The sequence below is a fragment of the Botrimarina mediterranea genome, from assembly GCF_007753265.1.
In the GTDB taxonomy this organism is placed as follows: Bacteria; Planctomycetota; Planctomycetia; order Pirellulales; family Lacipirellulaceae; genus Botrimarina; species Botrimarina mediterranea.
The window spans coordinates 1,284,061-1,302,019 of the sequence record NZ_CP036349.1 but is presented as its reverse complement, the minus strand read 5'-3'; the positions used below and the strand labels follow the sequence as shown (position 1 = coordinate 1,302,019).

14 protein-coding genes and 1 other RNA gene are annotated in these 17,959 nt (G+C 63.1%); 10 read left to right on the top strand and 5 right to left on the bottom strand.

The window, feature by feature from the left end:
- Positions 1-11 precede the first annotated feature (11 nt).
- The 7 genes from lysS (at position 12) to Spa11_RS05160 (ending at position 8,050) form a co-directional block, all read left to right on the top strand.
- Positions 12-1,637 carry a lysine--tRNA ligase gene (lysS, locus tag Spa11_RS05190; protein ID WP_145108908.1) on the top strand — a complete coding sequence of 542 codons (1,626 nt, stop codon included), beginning with the start codon at positions 12-14 and terminating at the stop codon, positions 1,635-1,637.
- Between the two features lie 96 nt (positions 1,638-1,733).
- Positions 1,734-2,675: a hypothetical protein gene (locus Spa11_RS05185; protein ID WP_145108905.1), complete on the top strand. Its 942-nt coding sequence runs from the start codon at positions 1,734-1,736 to the stop codon at positions 2,673-2,675.
- A 15-nt stretch (positions 2,676-2,690) separates the two neighbouring features.
- Positions 2,691-3,116, top strand: coding sequence for a DoxX family protein (locus tag Spa11_RS05180; RefSeq protein WP_145108902.1), 426 nt, complete (start codon positions 2,691-2,693; stop codon positions 3,114-3,116).
- A gap of 165 nt (positions 3,117-3,281) precedes the next feature.
- Positions 3,282-4,901 (top strand): ABC transporter permease, encoded by a 1,620-nt coding sequence (locus Spa11_RS05175; protein ID WP_145108899.1) that lies wholly within the window; start codon positions 3,282-3,284, stop codon positions 4,899-4,901.
- A 114-nt stretch (positions 4,902-5,015) separates the two neighbouring features.
- Positions 5,016-5,729, top strand: a complete 714-nt coding sequence (locus Spa11_RS05170; protein WP_231933152.1) for an ABC transporter ATP-binding protein — start codon at positions 5,016-5,018, stop codon at positions 5,727-5,729.
- A gap of 236 nt (positions 5,730-5,965) precedes the next feature.
- A complete protein-coding gene (ilvE, locus tag Spa11_RS05165; RefSeq protein WP_145108896.1) occupies positions 5,966-6,823 on the top strand; it encodes a branched-chain-amino-acid transaminase in 858 nt (285 codons plus the stop codon).
- A 75-nt stretch (positions 6,824-6,898) separates the two neighbouring features.
- The gene (locus Spa11_RS05160) at positions 6,899-8,050 is read left to right on the top strand and encodes a DmpA family aminopeptidase (protein ID WP_145108893.1); all 1,152 of its coding nucleotides are present in this window, start codon (positions 6,899-6,901) and stop codon (positions 8,048-8,050) included.
- A gap of 323 nt (positions 8,051-8,373) precedes the next feature.
- Here the strand turns inward: Spa11_RS05160 and Spa11_RS05155 are convergent, their stop codons facing one another.
- The gene (locus Spa11_RS05155; RefSeq protein WP_145108890.1) at positions 8,374-9,171 is read right to left on the bottom strand and encodes a hypothetical protein; all 798 of its coding nucleotides are present in this window, start codon (positions 9,169-9,171) and stop codon (positions 8,374-8,376) included.
- A gap of 120 nt (positions 9,172-9,291) precedes the next feature.
- On the bottom strand, positions 9,292-10,209 hold the full coding sequence (locus tag Spa11_RS05150) for a PilZ domain-containing protein (RefSeq protein ID WP_145108888.1): 918 nt from the start codon (positions 10,207-10,209) through the stop codon (positions 9,292-9,294).
- Positions 10,210-10,436: 227 nt separating this feature from the next.
- Here Spa11_RS05150 and rnpB point away from each other — a divergent pair.
- An RNA gene (gene rnpB / locus Spa11_RS05145) (RNase P RNA component class A) lies at positions 10,437-10,919 on the top strand.
- A gap of 198 nt (positions 10,920-11,117) precedes the next feature.
- Here the strand turns inward: rnpB and Spa11_RS05140 are convergent.
- Together Spa11_RS05140 and Spa11_RS05135 are read right to left on the bottom strand one after the other, a co-directional pair.
- Positions 11,118-11,783, bottom strand: a complete 666-nt coding sequence (locus Spa11_RS05140) for a hypothetical protein (RefSeq protein WP_145108885.1) — start codon at positions 11,781-11,783, stop codon at positions 11,118-11,120.
- 322 nt (positions 11,784-12,105) lie between these two features.
- On the bottom strand, positions 12,106-13,029 hold the full coding sequence (locus Spa11_RS05135; protein WP_145108882.1) for a sugar phosphate isomerase/epimerase family protein: 924 nt from the start codon (positions 13,027-13,029) through the stop codon (positions 12,106-12,108).
- 276 nt (positions 13,030-13,305) lie between these two features.
- Between Spa11_RS05135 and icd the strand changes: the two genes are divergently transcribed.
- Together icd and Spa11_RS05125 are read left to right on the top strand one after the other, a co-directional pair.
- Entirely contained in the window at positions 13,306-14,541 is a 1,236-nt protein-coding gene (icd, locus tag Spa11_RS05130) for an NADP-dependent isocitrate dehydrogenase (RefSeq protein ID WP_145108878.1), read from the top strand.
- A 235-nt stretch (positions 14,542-14,776) separates the two neighbouring features.
- Positions 14,777-15,871 carry a hypothetical protein gene (locus Spa11_RS05125; RefSeq protein WP_145108875.1) on the top strand — a complete coding sequence of 365 codons (1,095 nt, stop codon included), beginning with the start codon at positions 14,777-14,779 and terminating at the stop codon, positions 15,869-15,871.
- A 670-nt stretch (positions 15,872-16,541) separates the two neighbouring features.
- Here the strand turns inward: Spa11_RS05125 and Spa11_RS05120 are convergent.
- Entirely contained in the window at positions 16,542-17,660 is a 1,119-nt protein-coding gene (locus tag Spa11_RS05120) for an alpha/beta hydrolase-fold protein (protein WP_145108872.1), read from the bottom strand.
- Between the last annotated feature and the right edge of the window lie 299 nt (positions 17,661-17,959).

Genomic DNA, 17,959 nt, shown 5'->3' with positions numbered 1-17,959 from the left:
TTCTAGACACGATGTCCGAATCGCAAGTTAACCAGGGTCAATCGGCTGACCTGACCGACCCCGTTGCCGCCCGCCGTCAGAAGCTCGAGGCGCTCGCCGCGATGGGGATCGACCCCTGGGGCCAGCGGATCGACGACCACACGCCCATCGCCGAGGTCCGCGCCCAGGCCGGCGCCGTGAAGTACCGCTGGGCGAATGGCAAGGAGCTCGACCTGCCGGAGTTCGTCGAGGGTTTTGACTTCCGTGCTTGGAAGACGGCGCAGGACGCCGAACACGGTAGCGGCGAGAAGGGCGAGATCGTTGGCCCCACGTTCCGCGTCGCCGGCCGCGTCGTGTTGTTCCGCACGGCGGGGAAGCTCGTCTTCGTCACGCTGCGCGACCAGACGGGCGACCTGCAGCTAATGATCGGCAAGGCCCAGGTCGGCGAGTCGTGGGACCTGATCGACAAGATCGACCTCGGCGACATCATCGCTTGCGACGGCACGCTGGTCCGCACCAACACGGGCGAGCTGTCGATCGCCGCGACCGGCCTGACGTTCCTCACCAAGAGCCTGCTGCCGCCGCCCGACAAGCACCACGGCCTCACCGACCCCGAGGCGAAGCAGCGGATGCGGTACGTCGATATGGCGTACAACGACGGCGTGATGCCGCGGTTCCTCGCGCGCAGCTTGATCGTGCGGAGCATCCGCACTTCATTAGCGGAACGTCGCTTCGTCGAGGCCGAGGGCCCGACGCTGCACGCCATCGCCGGCGGCGCCGCGGCCCGGCCGTTTACGACCCACCACAACGCGCTCGACATCGACCTCTTCCTGCGCATCGCGCTCGAGCTGCACCTCAAGCGGCTGATGGTCGGCGGCATCGAGCGCGTTTATGAGATGGGCCGTGTGTATCGCAACGAGGGGATCTCGCCGCGGCACAACCCCGAGTTCACGATGATCGAGCTGTACCAGGCGTACGGCGACTACAACTCGATGATGGACCTCACCGAGGCCCTGATTATCGAGGCGATCGATCGTCTGCGCGAGGCGGGTTACGCGCCGGAGGGATATGTCTTGCCGTGGGGCGACGACACCATCGACTTCACGCCGCCGTTCAAGCGCCGCACGTACGACGACCTGTTCCGTGAGTACGCCGGCTGCGACCCCAACGACGAAGCAGCCGTCGCCGCGAAGGCGAAATCGATGGGCTTTGCCGTCGTCGATGAGCAAGGCGCGCCGCGGCACGCCGACGTCATCAAGAGCGAAGTCTTTGAGGAGACCGTCGAAGAGGCGCTCGTCGGGCCGATCTTCGTCACCGACTACCCGGCGAGCCTCTGCCCGCTCACCAAGCGGAAGACGGGCGCCCCGAATGTCGCCGAGCGGTTCGAGCTGTTCATCAAAGGGATGGAGCTGGCGAACGCCTACACCGAGCTGAACGATCCCGACCTGCAAGAAGAGCTGTTCAAGAGCCAGCTCGCCGGCCTCGACGAGGCCGAGTCGATGGCGAAGATGGACGACGACTTCGTGCGGGCGTTGCGTTACGGCATGCCCCCCGCGGGCGGCCTGGGCATCGGCATCGACCGCCTGGTGATGCTGCTCACCAACAGCAAGACGATTCGTGATGTGATCCTGTTCCCGCTGCTGAGGCCGGAGCGGTGAGGGCCGGGCTGATCGCTCGACGTCCAGCTTTAGACTCGGCGAGATCGTTCGGATAGAATCTGCCTCAGCAATCCGATGCCGACGGAGGATTTTACGATGCGCAGCTTTTCACTCGGCGTGTGGTTCATAGCCATGACGGGGTTGTTCGCCGCGCCGGCCGCAGCAGTCGTTATCGATGACTTTGACGAGGGGCCCTATTCGCTGACGTTAGCAAACCGGGTCTACGGCAACGACCAAACCCAATCGGGCCTCCATCCGGCAAGCACGATCGGCGGAACGCGATCGTTGCTTAATCCATGGGCCTTCTACCCCGGAGAGGTCACGCCACCGATGCCGACTCAACTCGGCGTCGATGCAGAACTCGGCGCTTTTTACGCCCTAACCTACCCAGGCTCGTACAACTACTTTTCCCTCGAATGGGGCTCCGATAATTCGCCGCTGAACGCTGATTTGGCGGCCGATGGCGCAGACCGCTTTCGGGTTCGGTTATCGGATGAAATAGCGACACGAGATCAAACTCTTTATCTAACTCTCCAGGTTGAATCGGTTGTCGATAACGTCAGCCGATTCGCGCAACGTTCTATCGGCGTTCAACGTTTTCTGACCATACCGGCGGGAGGGGTCTTCGAGATGCCGTTCGACGCGTTTACACAGACGCCCGGATTTTTTGAGAACGTCCAGAGTGTCAAACTTGCGGCGTCGCGTTATCAGGGGAACTTCTCAATCGATGTCATCGAGACCGCAGCGGCGCCATCGGCAGGCGACTTGAATCGCGACGGGCTCGTCGATGAGGACGACCTCGCGTACCTGCACGACAGTTATCATGGCATTCGAACGTCGGGGAATGTTGTCGGCGGCTTTACCTATCACACCGCGGACGCAAATACCGATGGCTACATCGACGCCGCCGACTACACCTTCTGGCGAGACGCCTTCGACGCGCAACCGTCTACTCTGGCGACGCCCGAACCCTCGGCGGTCGCACTGGCAGCGATCGGCGCCGGGCTCTTAACAGGTCTACGGCCAAGCCGAAGCTAATCAAGGACGATTCAAATGAAGAACTACGACGACCTCGGCAAGCTGATCCTCCGCGTCACGGTGGGTGGGCTGATGCTGTTTCACGGCGTCGCCAAGCTGCAAACGGGCATCGGCGGCATCTCTGGCATGCTGGCCGCGAAGGGGCTGCCGACCTTCTTGGCTTACGGCGTCTACGTCGGTGAAATCGTCGCGCCCTTGCTGCTGATCGCCGGCCTGTTCACTCGCCCCGCGGCATTGGTGTTCGTCTTCAACATGATCGTGGCGGTCGCGCTCGCGCACCCGGGCGACCTCTTCAAGATCGGCGAACACGGCGGCTGGGCGCTCGAACTGCAAGGGTTCTACATCCTCACAGCGCTAGTCGTGGCGCTGATTGGCCCTGGCGCGTGGTCGCTTGATGCGAAGCGTCAGAAGAAGGCATGGTGGCAATTCTGGTCGAAGTAGCTAGCGGCGATAGCATTCGCATCTCGGTCTAGCGTCCACTCTTCTCGGTCTAGCGTCATAGCGGCGGGTGCTGGTACGGTCCGCGGCTCGCCCCCCACCGCGTCGGCACGACGCGACTCGCGGGGCGTTACAGCCCCCTGCCGACCGCCCACCGCCCACTCCCTCATGTACAAGCTCGTCCTCTGCCTCCGCTACCTGCGGACGCGCTGGATCGCCCTGGCTTCGATCATCAGCGTCACGCTCGGCGTGGCCACCATGATCGTCGTTAATAGTGTCATGGCGGGCTTCACGCACGAGATGCGCGACCGCATCCACGGCATCCTCTCCGACGTGGTGTTCGAGGCCCGCAGCCTCGACGGCGCTCCAGACGCCGAGAAGCATATGGAGCTGATCCGCGCGCAGGCCGGCGACCTCATCGACGGCATGAGCCCCACGGCTCAGGTCCCTGCGATGCTCGGCTTCACTGTCAGCGGGCAACGCGTCAACCGCCAGGTAATGCTCATCGGCATCGACCCTGAGAGCTACGGCAAGATCAGCGACTTCGGGCGCTACCTCCAGCACCCGGCCAACCGCGGCCAGCTAAACTTTGACCTCCGCGAAGGGGGTTACGACACCGCCGACCCCCAAGCCGAAGACCCCGCGAAAGCCGCGCCGCGGCCGATGATGGAAACGGCGGGCTGGGAGCACCGGCGACGCAAGGCGTTTTGGACGCAGCGTGAAGCGGAGCTCGCTGCACGAGTTGCGAAGTCGGAAGTGGGAAGTGATCAGAAGTTGGAAGTGGGAAGTGGGAAGTCGGAAGCTACCGAGGCAACCGCGACATCAACGGAATCCGCAATCCCCAATCCCCAATCCGCCGTTTCCGCAGACCCCTTTGCTCAAGCCGAGGCAACAAGCGGCGACGCCGGCAAGACCTTCGACCCCTCGACCGAACAACACCCGGGCCTCGTTCTCGGCATGGCGCTCGGAAGCTTCCGCGACGCCACCGGCGAGGATCGCTTCTTGGTGCTGCCAGGCGATGACGTTGAAGTTACCTACCCGATGTCTACGACGCCCCCTAAGCCGGGGAATGCGTTCTTCACCGTGGTCGATTTCTACGAATCGAAGATGAGCGAGTACGACTCATCGTTCGTGTTCGTCCCGCTCGAAGTGCTGCAAGACAAGCGTGGCATGATCGACCCATCGACGGGCGTCGCCAACTTCAACTCGATCCAGATCCGCTGCAAACCGGGCGTCGATCCGAACGTGGTCCGCGACCGCTTGCAAGAAGTCTTCGATCCACGGGCGTATGTTGTGAGCACCTGGATGGACAAGCAGGGCGCGTTGCTCGCTGCTGTGCAGATGGAGACCGCCGTGCTTAATGTGCTGCTGTTTATGATCATTGCCGTGGCGGGCTTCGGCATCCTGGCGATCTTCTACATGATTGTCGTCGAGAAGACCCGCGACATCGGCATTCTCAAGAGCCTCGGCGCCAGCGCCAGCGGCGTCATGGGAATCTTCCTCGGCTACGGCCTGACGCTTGGCATCGTTGGCGCCGGCGCAGGGATGATCGGCGGCCTTGTCTTCGTGGCTTACATCAATGAGATCGCCGACGTCCTCGCCTGGGTTACCGGCACGCCCGTGTTCGACCCTGCCGTCTACTACTTCGCCAAGATTCCCACGATCGTCCACCCGCAAACCGTGGCCTGGATCGTCGCCGGCGCGATGGCTATCGCGGTGCTCGCCAGCGTGCTGCCCGCGCGACGCGCCGCGGCGCTGCATCCGGTTGAGGCGTTGCGGTGGGAATGATGTGAAAGGGGAAAGTCGAAAGGGGAATGCGGAAAGAACTAAGCCGTAACGAATCGAGATAGAGCTGTGATTGATCATTCCGCATTCCGCATTCCGAATTCCCCTTTAGCGCCCGTGGTCCTCTCCGCGCGCGGCGTCACCAAGACTTACCGCAAGGGCGCCGTTGCGGTGCCCGTGTTGCGGGGGGCGGACATCGAGGTGCGCGAGGGTGAGATGCTCGCTATCGTCGGGCAGTCGGGGAGCGGGAAGAGCACGCTGCTGCATGTGCTCGGGACGCTGGATCGGCCCGACGCGGGCGAGGTGGTTTATCAAGGCGAGCGGATCGACGCGCTCAGCCGCAAACGGCGAGATGCGTTCCGCAACACCGAGCTGGGGATGATTTTTCAGTCGTATCACCTTCTGCCAGAACTCTCGGCGCTAGAGAACGTGCTAGCGCCAGCGCTGATCCGATACGACATGTTTGATTACTTCGCCAAGCGGCGCCAACTGCGCGAGCGCGCCGCGGCGCTGCTTGAGCGCGTTGGTCTCGGCCATCGCCTCACCCACAAGCCGCGCGAGCTGTCGGGTGGCGAGATGCAGCGGACCGCGATCGCCCGGGCGTTGATGAACGAGCCCAGCTTACTGCTGGCGGACGAGCCTACCGGCAACCTCGACCCCACCAGCGGCGAGGGGGTCCTCGAACTTCTCCGTGGCCTGAACCAAACCGACGGCTTGACGGTCGTTATGGTCACCCACGACCGCAGCATCGCCGCCCTGGCGGACCGGACCGTCACCCTGGTGGAAGGCCGCGTCGCCGACGAAGAGGCGGGCCTACGCGTCCAGGGCTAAGCCAGCGTCTCGATGGACGGCGAGCCGGAACCCGCTCGCGCCTGGGGTTGCGCCAGATACTCGATTTGGCGAGCGTTTCCCCGCTTCCGCTCCGGGCGCTGACTCGTTCCGGCTCACTTTCTATCGCTTTGGGATCGCTCCGCCCCCCGTAGCCCCCGCTGTGCCCGCCCTAACCGGCTGGTTAGAATGCCGGGCTTCCCTCAAGCCTCCCGACCCAAGCCTCACCCCCTCTTCACATGTCCCGCATCGTTTGGATCAACGGCGAACTGGTTCCCGCTGAGCAGGCGACCGTCAGCGTCTTCGACCACGGCCTGCTGTACGGCGACGGCGTCTTTGAGGGGATGCGGATTTACAGCAACAAAGTGTTCCGGCTTAAGGAACACCTCGAACGACTCTACGAATCGGCCAAGGCGATCTGCCTGAACATTCCGATGCCATTCGAGGCGCTCGTGGACGCCACGAACCTGACCGTTAAAGAGAACGGTCTCGAGGACGGATACATCCGCCTCTTGGTCACGCGTGGTAGCGGCACGCTGGGTCTCGACCCCAATCGTTGCGGCAACCCTCAGGTGATCATCATCGTCGATAAGATCATGCTCTACCCGACCGAGCTCTACGAGAACGGTCTGGAGATCATCACGTCGAGCGTGATTCGCAATCACCCAGCCGCGCTGAGCCCCCGGATCAAGTCGCTCAACTATCTCAACAATATCCTCGCCAAGCTCGAAGGCCTGCAGGCCGGCTGCGTCGAGGCGCTGATGCTCAACCACAAGGGCGAGGTCGCCGAGTGTACCGGCGACAACATCTTCGTGGTGAAGAAGAGCGAGCTGTACACGCCACCGCTCGACGCCGGCATCCTGGCGGGCATCACCCGCGAAGTCGTCCTAGAGATCGCCGACGAAGACGGCATCCCCACCTGGGAAGCCTCGCTCACCAAGCACGACGTCTACGTCGCCGACGAGGTCTTCCTCACCGGTAGCGCCGCCGAAGTGATCCCCGTCGTGAAGGTCGACAGCCGCAAAATCGGCGACGGCCGACCAGGTCCCATCACGAAGCGGCTGAACGAACTCTTCAAGGCTGCTGTGCGCAAATGAGGCCCTGCGCAAAAGAATGAGTGCGGCTGGCTATGCTAGGGAGACTTCGATGACTCTCCAGCCCGCGAGCCTTGGATGTTCCGCCATTACGCCGCTGCCTTTCTTGCCGCTTGTTTCGTAGCGACCACCGTACAGTCCGAACCCGCGCGGCCGCGGTTGCGTGATTTGGGCGTCGAGGTCGGCGTCTTCGCGCCGGGCCCGCTCAACGCAATCACCGATGTCGCGGGCGTACGGGTCGGGCACGACACGCTCATTGAAGGCGACCGGCTTCGCACGGGCGCCACGGCGATCGTGCCGCACGAAGGCGATCTGTTCCAAGAGAAGGTCCCGGCGGCGGTGGTTGTCGGCAATGGCTTCGGCAAGCTCGTTGGCTCGACGCAGGTCAACGAACTGGGCCAGCTCGAAACGCCGATCCTGCTGACCAACACGCTCAACGTCTGGGAAGCCGCCGCGACGCTCGCCGAGGAAGCGCTCGCGGCGCCGGGCAATGAAGCGGTGCGTTCGGTGAACCCCGTCGTCGGTGAGACGAACGACGGTTACCTTAACGACATCCGCAGCCGGGCGTTGAAGCCTGAACACTTCCGCGCCGCATTGTCAGGCGCCGAGTCTGGGCCTGTCGAAGAGGGCTCGGTCGGCGCCGGGACCGGCACCCGTACGATGGGCTACAAGGGTGGCATAGGCACGTCCTCACGCAAGTTGCCCCATTCATTGGGAGGAGGCTACACGGTCGGCGTGCTCACGCAGACGAACTTCAGCGGCCTGCTGACGGTCGCCGGGGCGCCGGTGTGGCGTGACTTTGGACCCAAGCCGTACCCGGAGCACGACCTGTCGTCGAAGGACGGCTCGTGCATGATCGTCGTCGCTACCGACGCGCCGATCGACGCCCGCCAGCTCAAGCGGCTCGCACTCCGCGCGCTCGTCGGCATGGGCCGCACCGGCGCCGACTTCTCGAACGGCAGCGGCGACTACGTGATTGCGTTCTCGACGAGTGAACTCGTGCGAATCCAAGCTGATCAATCGGAACAAACCATTCCGCGGCTGAGCGAAGCGAGCTTGACGCCGCTGTTCGACGCCGTCGCCGAGGCGACCGAAGAGGCGATCCTCAACGCGATCCTCCGCGCAACGACGGTGCAGGGTCGCGACGGGAACGTCAGCGAAGCGATCCCGATAGAGCGGCTCAAGGATTCGCTGCGACGCTACGGCGCCATCTCGAGCGACGACGAGTAGCCAATCTCCGAATCTAGCCTTCTCCATTCTGCCGTTGAGTCTCGCGCAGAGACGCGAAGGCGCAGAGGGGAGGCAATTAAGACTCACGCAAAGCCGCCAAGGCGCACAGAAAAAGTCTTTTCGGAATAGGCTCGGCTGCAATCGATCGCGCAGGAGCGCGTCCTTTGCGGCTTAGCGCCTTTGCGTGAGACTTACAGACATCCAGATCTGCGTCTCCGCGTCTCTGCGCGAGACCTCCCGACTTTTTTTCTCCGTACCCTTGCGGCTTTGTGCGCGTCATCGGGGTCAGGAGACCCCTCCCACAGATTTAGTCGCTTCGCGTACTAGTGGCTCGCCTTGTCGACGGCCTCGGCCATCCGCTGATTCGCGAACTTGCTGAACTCTGTGTTCTCGACCTCAACGTACTCGGCGACCCAGCGGTTGGCCTCTTCGATGCGGTTGCGATCTTCGCGCGAGAGGATCCAAGTGACGAGGTGCTCGGCGCGTAGCTCGGGCTCGCCTTCGATCGGGCCCTCGTAGAGCTCGACCTCGATCGGCACCACGTCGTGGTTGGCGAGCGACTCGTTGACCCGCATCCGCGGCCCTGGAGGCAAGCCCGCTTCGAGCAGCGTGTGCAACTGGGCGTAGGCGTCGAGGAACGCCCGCAACTCCTTCATCGCCTCGCGGCTGGCGACGGGCATCGTCACCAAGCGGTAAGACATCTGCTTGCTCGTCATCCGCAATTCGCCGGTGTCGGCGTCGAACGCCTCGTCGAACGCCGGGTCGCCGGTGAAGCGGAGGAACGGGTCTTTGTGAACCGCGGCCCAACGCCGAAGCTTGGTCGTCACCACCGCGACGCGATCGCCACCAATCTCGGAGCGGTACTGCCGCTGCGAGTCGAGAAGGACGAACCGCCCCGGCTTGTCTGCCGCGCCGGGCCGGAAGATCGTGACGCGATGGGCTTCGTCCCGGAAGTCGTACGCGGCGCCGCCGGTAAACAGCGTAACGCTCTGGCTTGCCGGCTCCTCCTCGCCCTTGGCGTAAACGCGCGTCTCGATGCGGAAGTCGGCGGCGAAGCATGTCGTCGCCACGCCGTCGGAAAACAGCCCGACGGACAATAGCAGAGCTAGCAAATAGCGCATGGCGGGCGCCTAGGTTCGAGGACGGTTCTTCAAGCGCCGGGACCTTAGCAAGGTCCCCTGCGGCGGTGAAGATCATCGCGACCAAACTGTCACGCTAGCAGTGACAATTAGCCTTCTCTCTTAGAGGAATCGCACGCCGATTTCATAGAAGCGCCCGATTGTCTCGCAGCGCACTACCTCGGCCTCGACCGTCACCGTCCTCTCGGCCACCGTGGCGCAGCGCCACTGCATCGCGTGCCAATGGCCCGACACGGGCCTCGTGTGCGCGAGCCGGGCCCCTGTGAGTGATAGGTCTCCGACGACCACCGCGAAGGGATCGCCACACGCCTTGCCGAATTCGTCGAGCGGGATCGCCGACGCCGTGAGGCAGACGCTTTCCCTCGCGCTGCGACGCCGATTGGCGCCGCCCTCTTCGCCGCCGCTACGTTCTTGACGGGCGCGCGCGGCGCCGTTGGCGATCGCCTCGCGGAAGCTGCTCGGCATCCCCAAGGAATCGAAGGGGTCGCCGATCCTCCGCAGCACCGCTGCCGATCGCTCGATTAGGCTCTGCTCAATCGTCTCGAGCAACTTGCCGAGTGGGACGTCGCGTTGGCGGAGGATTGCTTCTTGCCTCCAGGACTCGATCTCAAGCAGCGACGACGCTTTGACGCCAATCGACTCCGCATCAATCGGATCGGTGACGATCTCGTCCACGCCGTAGGCTAAGAGCGACTTGACCATCTCGCCGGCGCCGGCGCTGACGATCGCCATGATCTTGGCGCGGCGGCGGTACGCGAAGGCGTCGCCGGCAACCGACACTTGCTCGGCCCTGGCGTCCCGCAAGTCGATCAGGATCAGGTCGTAACAACCCCCTTGGAGTCGTGCCCGTGCTCCGGTGGGCCGGCAGACGGAGTCACAGCGGAACCCCAGACGCTCCATCCCGCGGCAGATCAGCTTGCCCTGCAAGCTATCGCTGGCGTAGACCAACGCGCGATAGGTAGCGGCCTCATCCGACGGAGGTTGTGACGCTTCGACACCGACTGTCGATGACGGGGGCATTCGGTTGACCGTTCAACGCGATAGGTGGTGACCGCAGTACAAACTAGGACATCCGCATTGGCATGCCCGCCAACCTGCCTCATACCGCAACATGGACTGCGCCCAGCCGGGTGGCGCCGGCGGCATGACCGGCAGGACCGCTCCAACGGGCAGCGATCCTTGGGGGGATTCTTCCTATAGGAGTAAGTCCCCCTCCTCGACTTCTTGGTAGACTTACGCGTCTCCCCCAAGAGGACCGGGCGACCGCCGGCTCTGGACTCCGTTAACTCGGCAGGCCAAAGCGGGAGGAAAGTCCGGGCGTCACAGGACAGGGTGGTGGGTAACGCCCACCGGCCGCAAGGCCAGGGAAAGTGCAACAGAGAGTAGACCGCCGATGGGGGGGAAGCGGTTAGCGGTTAGCAGTTAGTCGTTAGCTGTCGGCATCGCCGACGATCCTTTAGCTAACCACTATCGACTAATCGCTAACCGCTTCTCCCCACAGGCAAGGGTGAAACGGTGCGGTAAGAGCGCACCAGCGGGCGGGGTGACTCGCTCGGCTTGGTAAACCCCACCCGACGCAAGGCCAAACAGGGAGGATGAGCTTGTCCGGCTCGCTACCACTCCCGGGTGGGCCGCTCGAGGCGGCGGGCAACCGCCGTCCTAGATGAATGGTCGCCGCCAATGTCGCAAGACATTGGAGACAAGACCCGGCTTACAGGTCCTCTTGGGGGGGCTTTTTTATTAAGTGGGCAGTCGGCAGTGCGCAGTAAGGTGACCCTCTCCCCCGAGAACGCCTACCTCCTTCTTGCCCACTGCCGACCGCCCATTGCCAACTAACGAAAAACCGCCCCGGCTATTCCTAACCGGGGCGGCGTACGTCAGTCGAATTGGTGGCCCGGCCGGGGCGCCAAGTCTCAGTAGCCCGACCCTCAGAAGCCCGACTTGAAGGGGCTGTCGCTGGGGACCGTGCTGCCATTGCTTCCGCTGTTGGCCACGGGGTTGGTCGGAGCGCCGGTCAGCGACGGGGTCGTCGTGTTGCGACGCTTCGGCAAAGCGGTCTGATCGGCAGGGATCATGTCCTGCTCGATCATCTGCAGCAGCTTCGAGATGCAGAGCTTGTTCATGCTGGTACGCAGGTCGTGAGCCTCCGTCCGCAGGTACTCGTGCATGCTCTTCGGGAGACGGACCGTGATCACACGGGTCGGCTCGCTCTCGCTGTCGGCGGTCGCTTTGTTCTCACGGAGCTTCACCAGCAGCTTCTGGATCTGGGCGAACTCTTCCGAACGCTCGAAAGCGGTCAGGTCGTCGAAGTTCGGGAACGTCCGACGGACAACGCCGTCGATGCCCATCACTTCGCGGAAGAAGGTCACCCAATCGGGCGACTGCTGGCACAGGCGCTCGGCGACCTGCAGCAGCTGCTGGTACTGGGGGTTGGTTTCGGTGGACTGGGTTTCAGCGGACTGGCCATTCGTGGCGGCAGGGGACTCGGTCAGCACGGCGTGCGTCTCCATCCGGTTCGTGCGGGGCGGCGGCGGGGCCAACTCCAGCCCCGTCTCGCAAGCATTCTCCGACGCCAGCAAACGCCACGCTGGCATCCCCTACGGCGCCAGCACTTGCAGCGAATCGGCCTAGCTGCCTATTTCCCAACAGGCCGTGCTCAACAACCGCGCACGACTTTCGTGCACAAAGCTTAGGCACGGCCCTTTGTCCCGCCCTGTGGGGTGTCCAGTCGGAAACCTCGGAAAGTCTTTAGCGAAAAACCCCGCTTCGGGAGCGAAATCCGTCCTTTCGTAGCAAGAAGGGCTGGCGGCGCAGAAAAAACTCCGGGCGCTGACGCTGACGGCTCGCCACAGTTGGTCGGCGAGCCGTCAGCCTCAGCGCCCGGAGCGGATGTCCGAACGGTCGTTGCTAGCAACCCTAGGCCGCGTCGCGGATCTTCTCCAAGAGGGCCTTCGTCCGCTTGATCCCCTCGTACTCGCCGACCGCGCTCCCCTCGTACTCGATCCCCACCCAGCCGCTGTAGCCGTGGTTCAGGACGATCTTCATGACGCGGTAGTAGTCGGTCTCGATGGCGTCGCCGTCTTCGTTGAAGTCGTAGCTCTTCGCCGACACCGCCTTGGCGAACGGCATCAGCTCTTCCATCCCCTGGTAGCGGTCGTACCACACGGCCTCGGGGGTCCCGCGGCCGGAGATGCAGAAGTTGCCGAAGTCCGGCAGCGTCCCGACGTTCGGCCGGCCCACCCGCTTCATGACCCCCGCCAGCCAGGCGCCGTTGCTCGACAGGCCGCCGTGGTTCTCCACCAGGACGTTCAGGCCGTACTGGTCGGCGATCTCGCCCAGCCGCCCCAGCCCGTCCGCCGCCAGGGCTAGCTGCTCGGCGTAGCTCCCGCTCGATTGGGCGTTCACCCGGATGGCGTGGCAGCCGAGCTCCTTGGCCGCTTCGAGCCACTTCTTGTGGTTGTCGATCGCCTGGGTCCGCTTGGCGTCGTCCGCGTCGCCCAGGGCGCCCTCGGAATCGACCATGATCAGGACGCTCTCGACCCCCGCGTCGGCGGCCGCCTGCTTCACCTTGCCGACGTACTCCGACCCGGCCTGCTTGTCCTCCCACAGCTGGCTGACGTACTCGATCCCGTTGATACCGAACTCCTCCTTCGAGACCCGGGCGAAATCGAGGTTCTTCAGCTCTCCGCCGCGGATCGCCTTGTGCAGCGACCACTCGGCCAGCGAAATCCGGTACGGCACGACCTTCTTCTCCCCAGCAAACGCCCAGCGGGGCACGGTAGCCATCGCAGCGGCAGTAGCGGCGGCGGTCTGAAGAAACTGACGACGGGCAAGCGACATGGGAGAGGCCTCGGGGGTGTTCGTTCCGGGAAGAGGGGGCGTGGGACTATCTTGGCCCGTCGGGGCCGCGGTTTCAATGAATGACCCGAGGGGAATGACGAAGCACGAATGACGAACCTGTCGGAGGGGTCGGGCCGGCGCCGGCAGGTTCGTCATTCGTCATTCGGATTTCGTCATTCCCTTTATCTGGGGCCGTTGACCCCCCGCGCCGGCCTACCGAGAATCGCACCCTTACCGATCAATTCACCCCACCGCCGCCCTCCCCGGAGCCCCCACATGTCCGCCGCCCCGATCACGATGACCGCCGGCAAGCTCAACGTGCCCGACGAGCCCATCGTGCCCTTCATCGAGGGTGACGGCACCGGCCCCGATATCTGGCGCGCCAGCCAGCTCGTCTTCGACGCGGCGGTCGAGAAGGCCTATGGCGGCAAGAAGAAGATCGCCTGGAAGGAGGTCCTCGCCGGCCAGAAGTCGTTCGACAAGACCGGCTCGTGGCTGCCGGACGAGACCCTCGACGCCTTCCGCACCTATCTGGTCGGCATCAAGGGCCCGCTGACCACGCCCGTCGGCGGCGGCATCCGCTCGATCAACGTCGCCCTGCGGCAGATCCTCGACCTCTACACCTGCCTGCGTCCCGTCCAGTACTTCACCGGCGTCCCGTCGCCCGTGAAGCAGCCGGAGCTGACCGACATGGTCATCTTCCGCGAAAACACCGAGGACATTTACGCCGGCATCGAGTTCGAGCACGGCACGGACGATTGCAACAAGTTCAAGAAGCTCTTCTCCGAGGCCTTCCCCGAGCGCTGGAAGAAGGTCCGCTTCCCCGAAACGGTCGGCCTGGGCGTCAAGCCCGTCAGCCAGGAAGGGACGCACCGCCTGGTGAAGGCCGCGATCCAGTACGCGATCGACAACGACCGCGACTCGGTGACCCTTGTTCACAAGGGGAACATCATGAAGTTCACCGAGGGCGCCTTCTGCAACTGGGGTTATGAAACGGCCGTCAAGGAGTTCGGCGCCAAGCCGCTCGACGGCGGCCCGTGGCACGTGTTCAAGTCGCCCAACGGTGGCAAGGACATTGTCATCAAGGACGTCATCGCCGACGCGATGCTCCAGCAGATCCTCACCCGCCCGGCCGAGTACAGCGTGATCGCCACGCTGAACCTCAACGGCGACTATATCTCCGACGCCCTGGCGGCCTGTGTCGGCGGCATCGGCATCGCCCCCGGCGGCAACATCAACTACGACACCGGCCACGCCATCTTCGAGGCCACCCACGGCACGGCGCCCAAGTACGCCGACCAGGACAAGGTGAACCCGGGCAGCGTGATCCTGTCGGGCGAAATGATGTTCCGCCACCTCGGCTGGACCGAAGCGGCCGACCTGATCGTGAAGGGCCTCAACGGCGCGATCGCCGCGAAGACGGTGACCTACGACTTCGAACGCCTGATGGACGGCGCAACACTGGTGAAGTGCAGCGAGTTCGGCAAGGCAATTGTGAAGCACATGGGCTGACGCTAGAGGCTAGATGGCAGAGGCGAGAGGCTAGGGAAAGCTTCTGCCGCCGAGCCGCGATCGTCAGAGAGCGACCGAAAACGACGACTCCGTGATTGGGCCTTTTAGGCCCAATCACGGAGTTTTGCGATCTGACGTAGCGTTCTAGCCCAGGCTACAACGCGGAAGCTGCCTGCAGCTGCATTCGATTCGTCCGGACCCCTGCTGCTGCAACGCTTTAGCAATAACTATCCCCGTGACAAAAATACTCAAAGTGCTCACTGACATAGATTCAGAGACCGTACAAAGCAGCTTCAGTTACGAAGCATGGGAGGGATCGCATTGGGTGTTCTGCATGCTATGCGCGCTAGTGCTTATTTCGGCTGGAATGGCACTGATCTGGATCGGCGGAGCGGCTTTATATTCAATTACGACCAGGAGCACTGCAGCAGGCATCAAGGACAGTAAAGTCACGTTGGCTGACACATCTATCCACTCTCAGACCGCCGCGATACCCGCCGTCCCTACCCCCGCTCTCAGCAACGATCATTTAGCGACGCAGCAGTCTGAGCCCATAAGAATGATCGGCGGTTCGCTATTCCCTAGAGGACACAACGTTGTTCGACCAGGAGATCGTTTGAGCTTGGCTCATGAACACTACCAGCTCTCATGGAGTGGTGAACGCAACCGTAGCTTTTACGCGGATGTTGCCAACAAAAATGTAGAACCCTTCGGTGACATACTAATTTACCATTATCATGAGAACGGAGAAAAGGATTCGGTACAAGCTATAGAATTTCGTGGAGGAACCCTATCCCCGCCGTCGCTTCGCCAAACGGTTTCGGATCATTTGGAAGAGTTGCTGCCTGCAAAGGATCTGATCTTCAATGACCCTCGTTTAGCCATGTGGGATACAGGAGAATTCATTGCACTAGTGCGACCTGATAGTTACGCCATAATTTCCAGGGAATCTCCACTGCCAATCGATTTATCCGACATCCTGCGAAGCCCTGAAGATCGGAGTTTAGTACATCGACTAAATGGGAGAAGAGTGCTTTGTTCGGCGCCCCTCCATAACATGAAGGGCGATTTTACGACGACATCGATAGATAGCGTATCCGATAAGACCACGGGCAATGATATAGGAAATGCATATCTCCTAGCTACGACAGCTATCCTAAACAATGAGATTGAAGTCGTACTCGAAGAATACATCCCATTACACGGACTTGACACCATCCAACTTGAAGGCGTTCTGCACGTACTAGACCAAGACGGCGACTCAAGGATACAGCTGCTAGAAGCAAAGGCTATTCTTCCGCCATCAACTGGCATCGCGATTCAAAAATAAATTAGATGTACTGTCAGAGTCTGCGGCGGGTGGCACTGACGTGCTTTTGATTGGGTGGCCGGGTGCCATGCTCACACCCGATAGGGGATGAGCATGGGAATTGGAGTGGACCGTCGACCTTGGTTCGCATGCCCCTCCGCTTTGCATGTGGGCATGGCGCCCGCCAAGTGCCTGTGGCGATCGAAAGGGTGGCTGGAGTCGCAGGCCTTTGCCGGAGCCCTCAGCGAATCACCGACGCGGCGCCCGTTTGAGAGCCCCGGAGGGGCGGCAGCGCGTAGCCAGGGGCGCGAGCCCCTGGAACACGCACGCAAGCACTCACGAAGCCCCGGAGGGGCGACAGCGGGCATCGACGCCGGGCCTGCTGTCGCCCCTCCGGGGCTTCGTGTGTTTGGATTCGCGACTGTCCCAGGGGCTTGCGCCCCTGGCTACGCGCTGCCGCCCCTCCGGGGCTTTGTCGCTGGGCGGGCGCACCTTCGAGCCCTCAGGTGGGCCTTCGATTTCCCGGGGAAAACTTGAACGCCCGCTAAGGCGTCCGTGAGGGGCGCGCCTAAGCGTCCAGGCGTGTCCAACTCTACCCCAAGGGACCCCTCGCCCGACGCGACAGGCGGCGTCCTAGGGCCCTTCCTGAGCGTGTGACGGGAGGCCCCGGGGGCTGACTGAGAGGGCCGCCTCAATCGCGGAACAGCAGCGGGGCGAGCTCATACAAACTCCGCCGCCAGCTCTGGAACTCGTGGCCCGTGTCGGGCGACACGTACGCTGTGCTCGGCACGCCCGCCGCCACTAGCGCCTCGTGGTTGGCGTTGATCCGGTCCGGGTACTCGCGGCCGCCGCAACTGGTGAAGACCAACTTGACGCGGTCGCGGAAGCCTTCGGTCTTCTCGACGTCTTCGGGCGTGATCACCCCGCCGCTAAAGAGGCCGATGTGCGAGAACTTGTCGAGGTTGCGGAGCGTGACCAGACGGGTCTCCATGCCGCCCATCGACAGCCCCGCCATCGCCCGGTGTGGCTGGTCGGAGAGCGTGCGGAAGTGCTCGTCGATGTAGGGGACGAGCTCATCGACAAGCACCTTCTCGAACGCGTCGATCTTGAACTCGCGCAGCTGGCCCCAGCGGACCTCGTTGGTCATGCCGTAGGTCATCACCACGAGGAACGGGCGCGCCCTGCCCGCGGCGATCAGGTTGTCGAGGATCAGGTGCGCGCGGCCTTGGTTGGTCCAGGCGGTCTCGTCCTCGCCCCAGCCGTGCTGCAGGTAGAGCACGGGGTAACGCTCGTCGGAGTCGGCGTCGTAACCCGGCGGCGTGTAGACGAACGCGCGGCGGACCGAATCGGTGCTCGGCGACGGGAACAGCACCTGCTGAACGCGGCCGTGCGGCGTTGGCTTGAGGGCGTAGAAGTCCTCGTCATGCGCGGGGATTTCGATGCCGCTCTCCCAGCGGACCGAGCCGTAGAAGTTCAGCGCGCCGGGGTCGTTGAACGTCCCGCCATCGACGATGGCGTGGTAGTAGTGGAAGCCCTCGTCCTCCGGCCTGGCGGTGGTCCCCACCCAGGCGCCGTCGTCCCCTTTCTCGAGCACCGTCCCCTCGCGACCGCCGAGCGTGACGCGGACGCTCTGGGCCTCGGGCGCCTCGATCCGGAAGCGGGCATAGCCCTGCGAGTTGACCTGGGGATACTCCCGGCCCGGCTGGTTCAGCGATGAGGGCTTGAAATCTTCGGCGATCGACGCTCCGTCCTCGGCGAGGAGGGGCGAAGCGACCGCCACGAGGGCGACGGCGAACAAAACAAGTTTCATGGCGATTGAATAAGTCGAGAGGAGAGAGAAGACGAGCAGGCGATAGCGTACACGATTCGCCCGATGTGAAGGATAAGCCCTTGTGAAGGGAAGAAGATTAACCACAAAGGAACGAAGGAACGACGGCCGTTCGTAGGGGGTGGCAGCCTTACTCTTCGCAGTAACCATCCGAGTGGTTGGCGCCTTTTCCTTTGTTACCTTCGTTCCTTTGTGGTGAAAATCCTTTGTAGGCGGCAGGCAGATTGCCACGGCATCCGCGCTTGCTGGGCCGCGAGAAAGCCTACAATCGGGGTCGTGAC

Coding starts and splice junctions, on each gene's coding strand:
- Spa11_RS05175 (WP_145108899.1), top strand. CDS start 3,282: ATGTACAAGCTCGTCCTCTGCCTCCGCTACCTGCGGACGCGCTGGATC.
- Spa11_RS05150 (WP_145108888.1), bottom strand. CDS start 10,209: ATGCCCCCGTCATCGACAGTCGGTGTCGAAGCGTCACAACCTCCGTCG.
- Spa11_RS05160 (WP_145108893.1), top strand. CDS start 6,899: ATGTTCCGCCATTACGCCGCTGCCTTTCTTGCCGCTTGTTTCGTAGCG.
- lysS (WP_145108908.1), top strand. CDS start 12: ATGTCCGAATCGCAAGTTAACCAGGGTCAATCGGCTGACCTGACCGAC.
- Spa11_RS05135 (WP_145108882.1), bottom strand. CDS start 13,029: ATGTCGCTTGCCCGTCGTCAGTTTCTTCAGACCGCCGCCGCTACTGCC.
- Spa11_RS05185 (WP_145108905.1), top strand. CDS start 1,734: ATGCGCAGCTTTTCACTCGGCGTGTGGTTCATAGCCATGACGGGGTTG.
- Spa11_RS05140 (WP_145108885.1), bottom strand. CDS start 11,783: ATGCCAGCGTGGCGTTTGCTGGCGTCGGAGAATGCTTGCGAGACGGGG.
- icd (WP_145108878.1), top strand. CDS start 13,306: ATGTCCGCCGCCCCGATCACGATGACCGCCGGCAAGCTCAACGTGCCC.
- Spa11_RS05155 (WP_145108890.1), bottom strand. CDS start 9,171: ATGCGCTATTTGCTAGCTCTGCTATTGTCCGTCGGGCTGTTTTCCGAC.
- Spa11_RS05120 (WP_145108872.1), bottom strand. CDS start 17,660: ATGAAACTTGTTTTGTTCGCCGTCGCCCTCGTGGCGGTCGCTTCGCCC.
- Spa11_RS05180 (WP_145108902.1), top strand. CDS start 2,691: ATGAAGAACTACGACGACCTCGGCAAGCTGATCCTCCGCGTCACGGTG.
- ilvE (WP_145108896.1), top strand. CDS start 5,966: ATGTCCCGCATCGTTTGGATCAACGGCGAACTGGTTCCCGCTGAGCAG.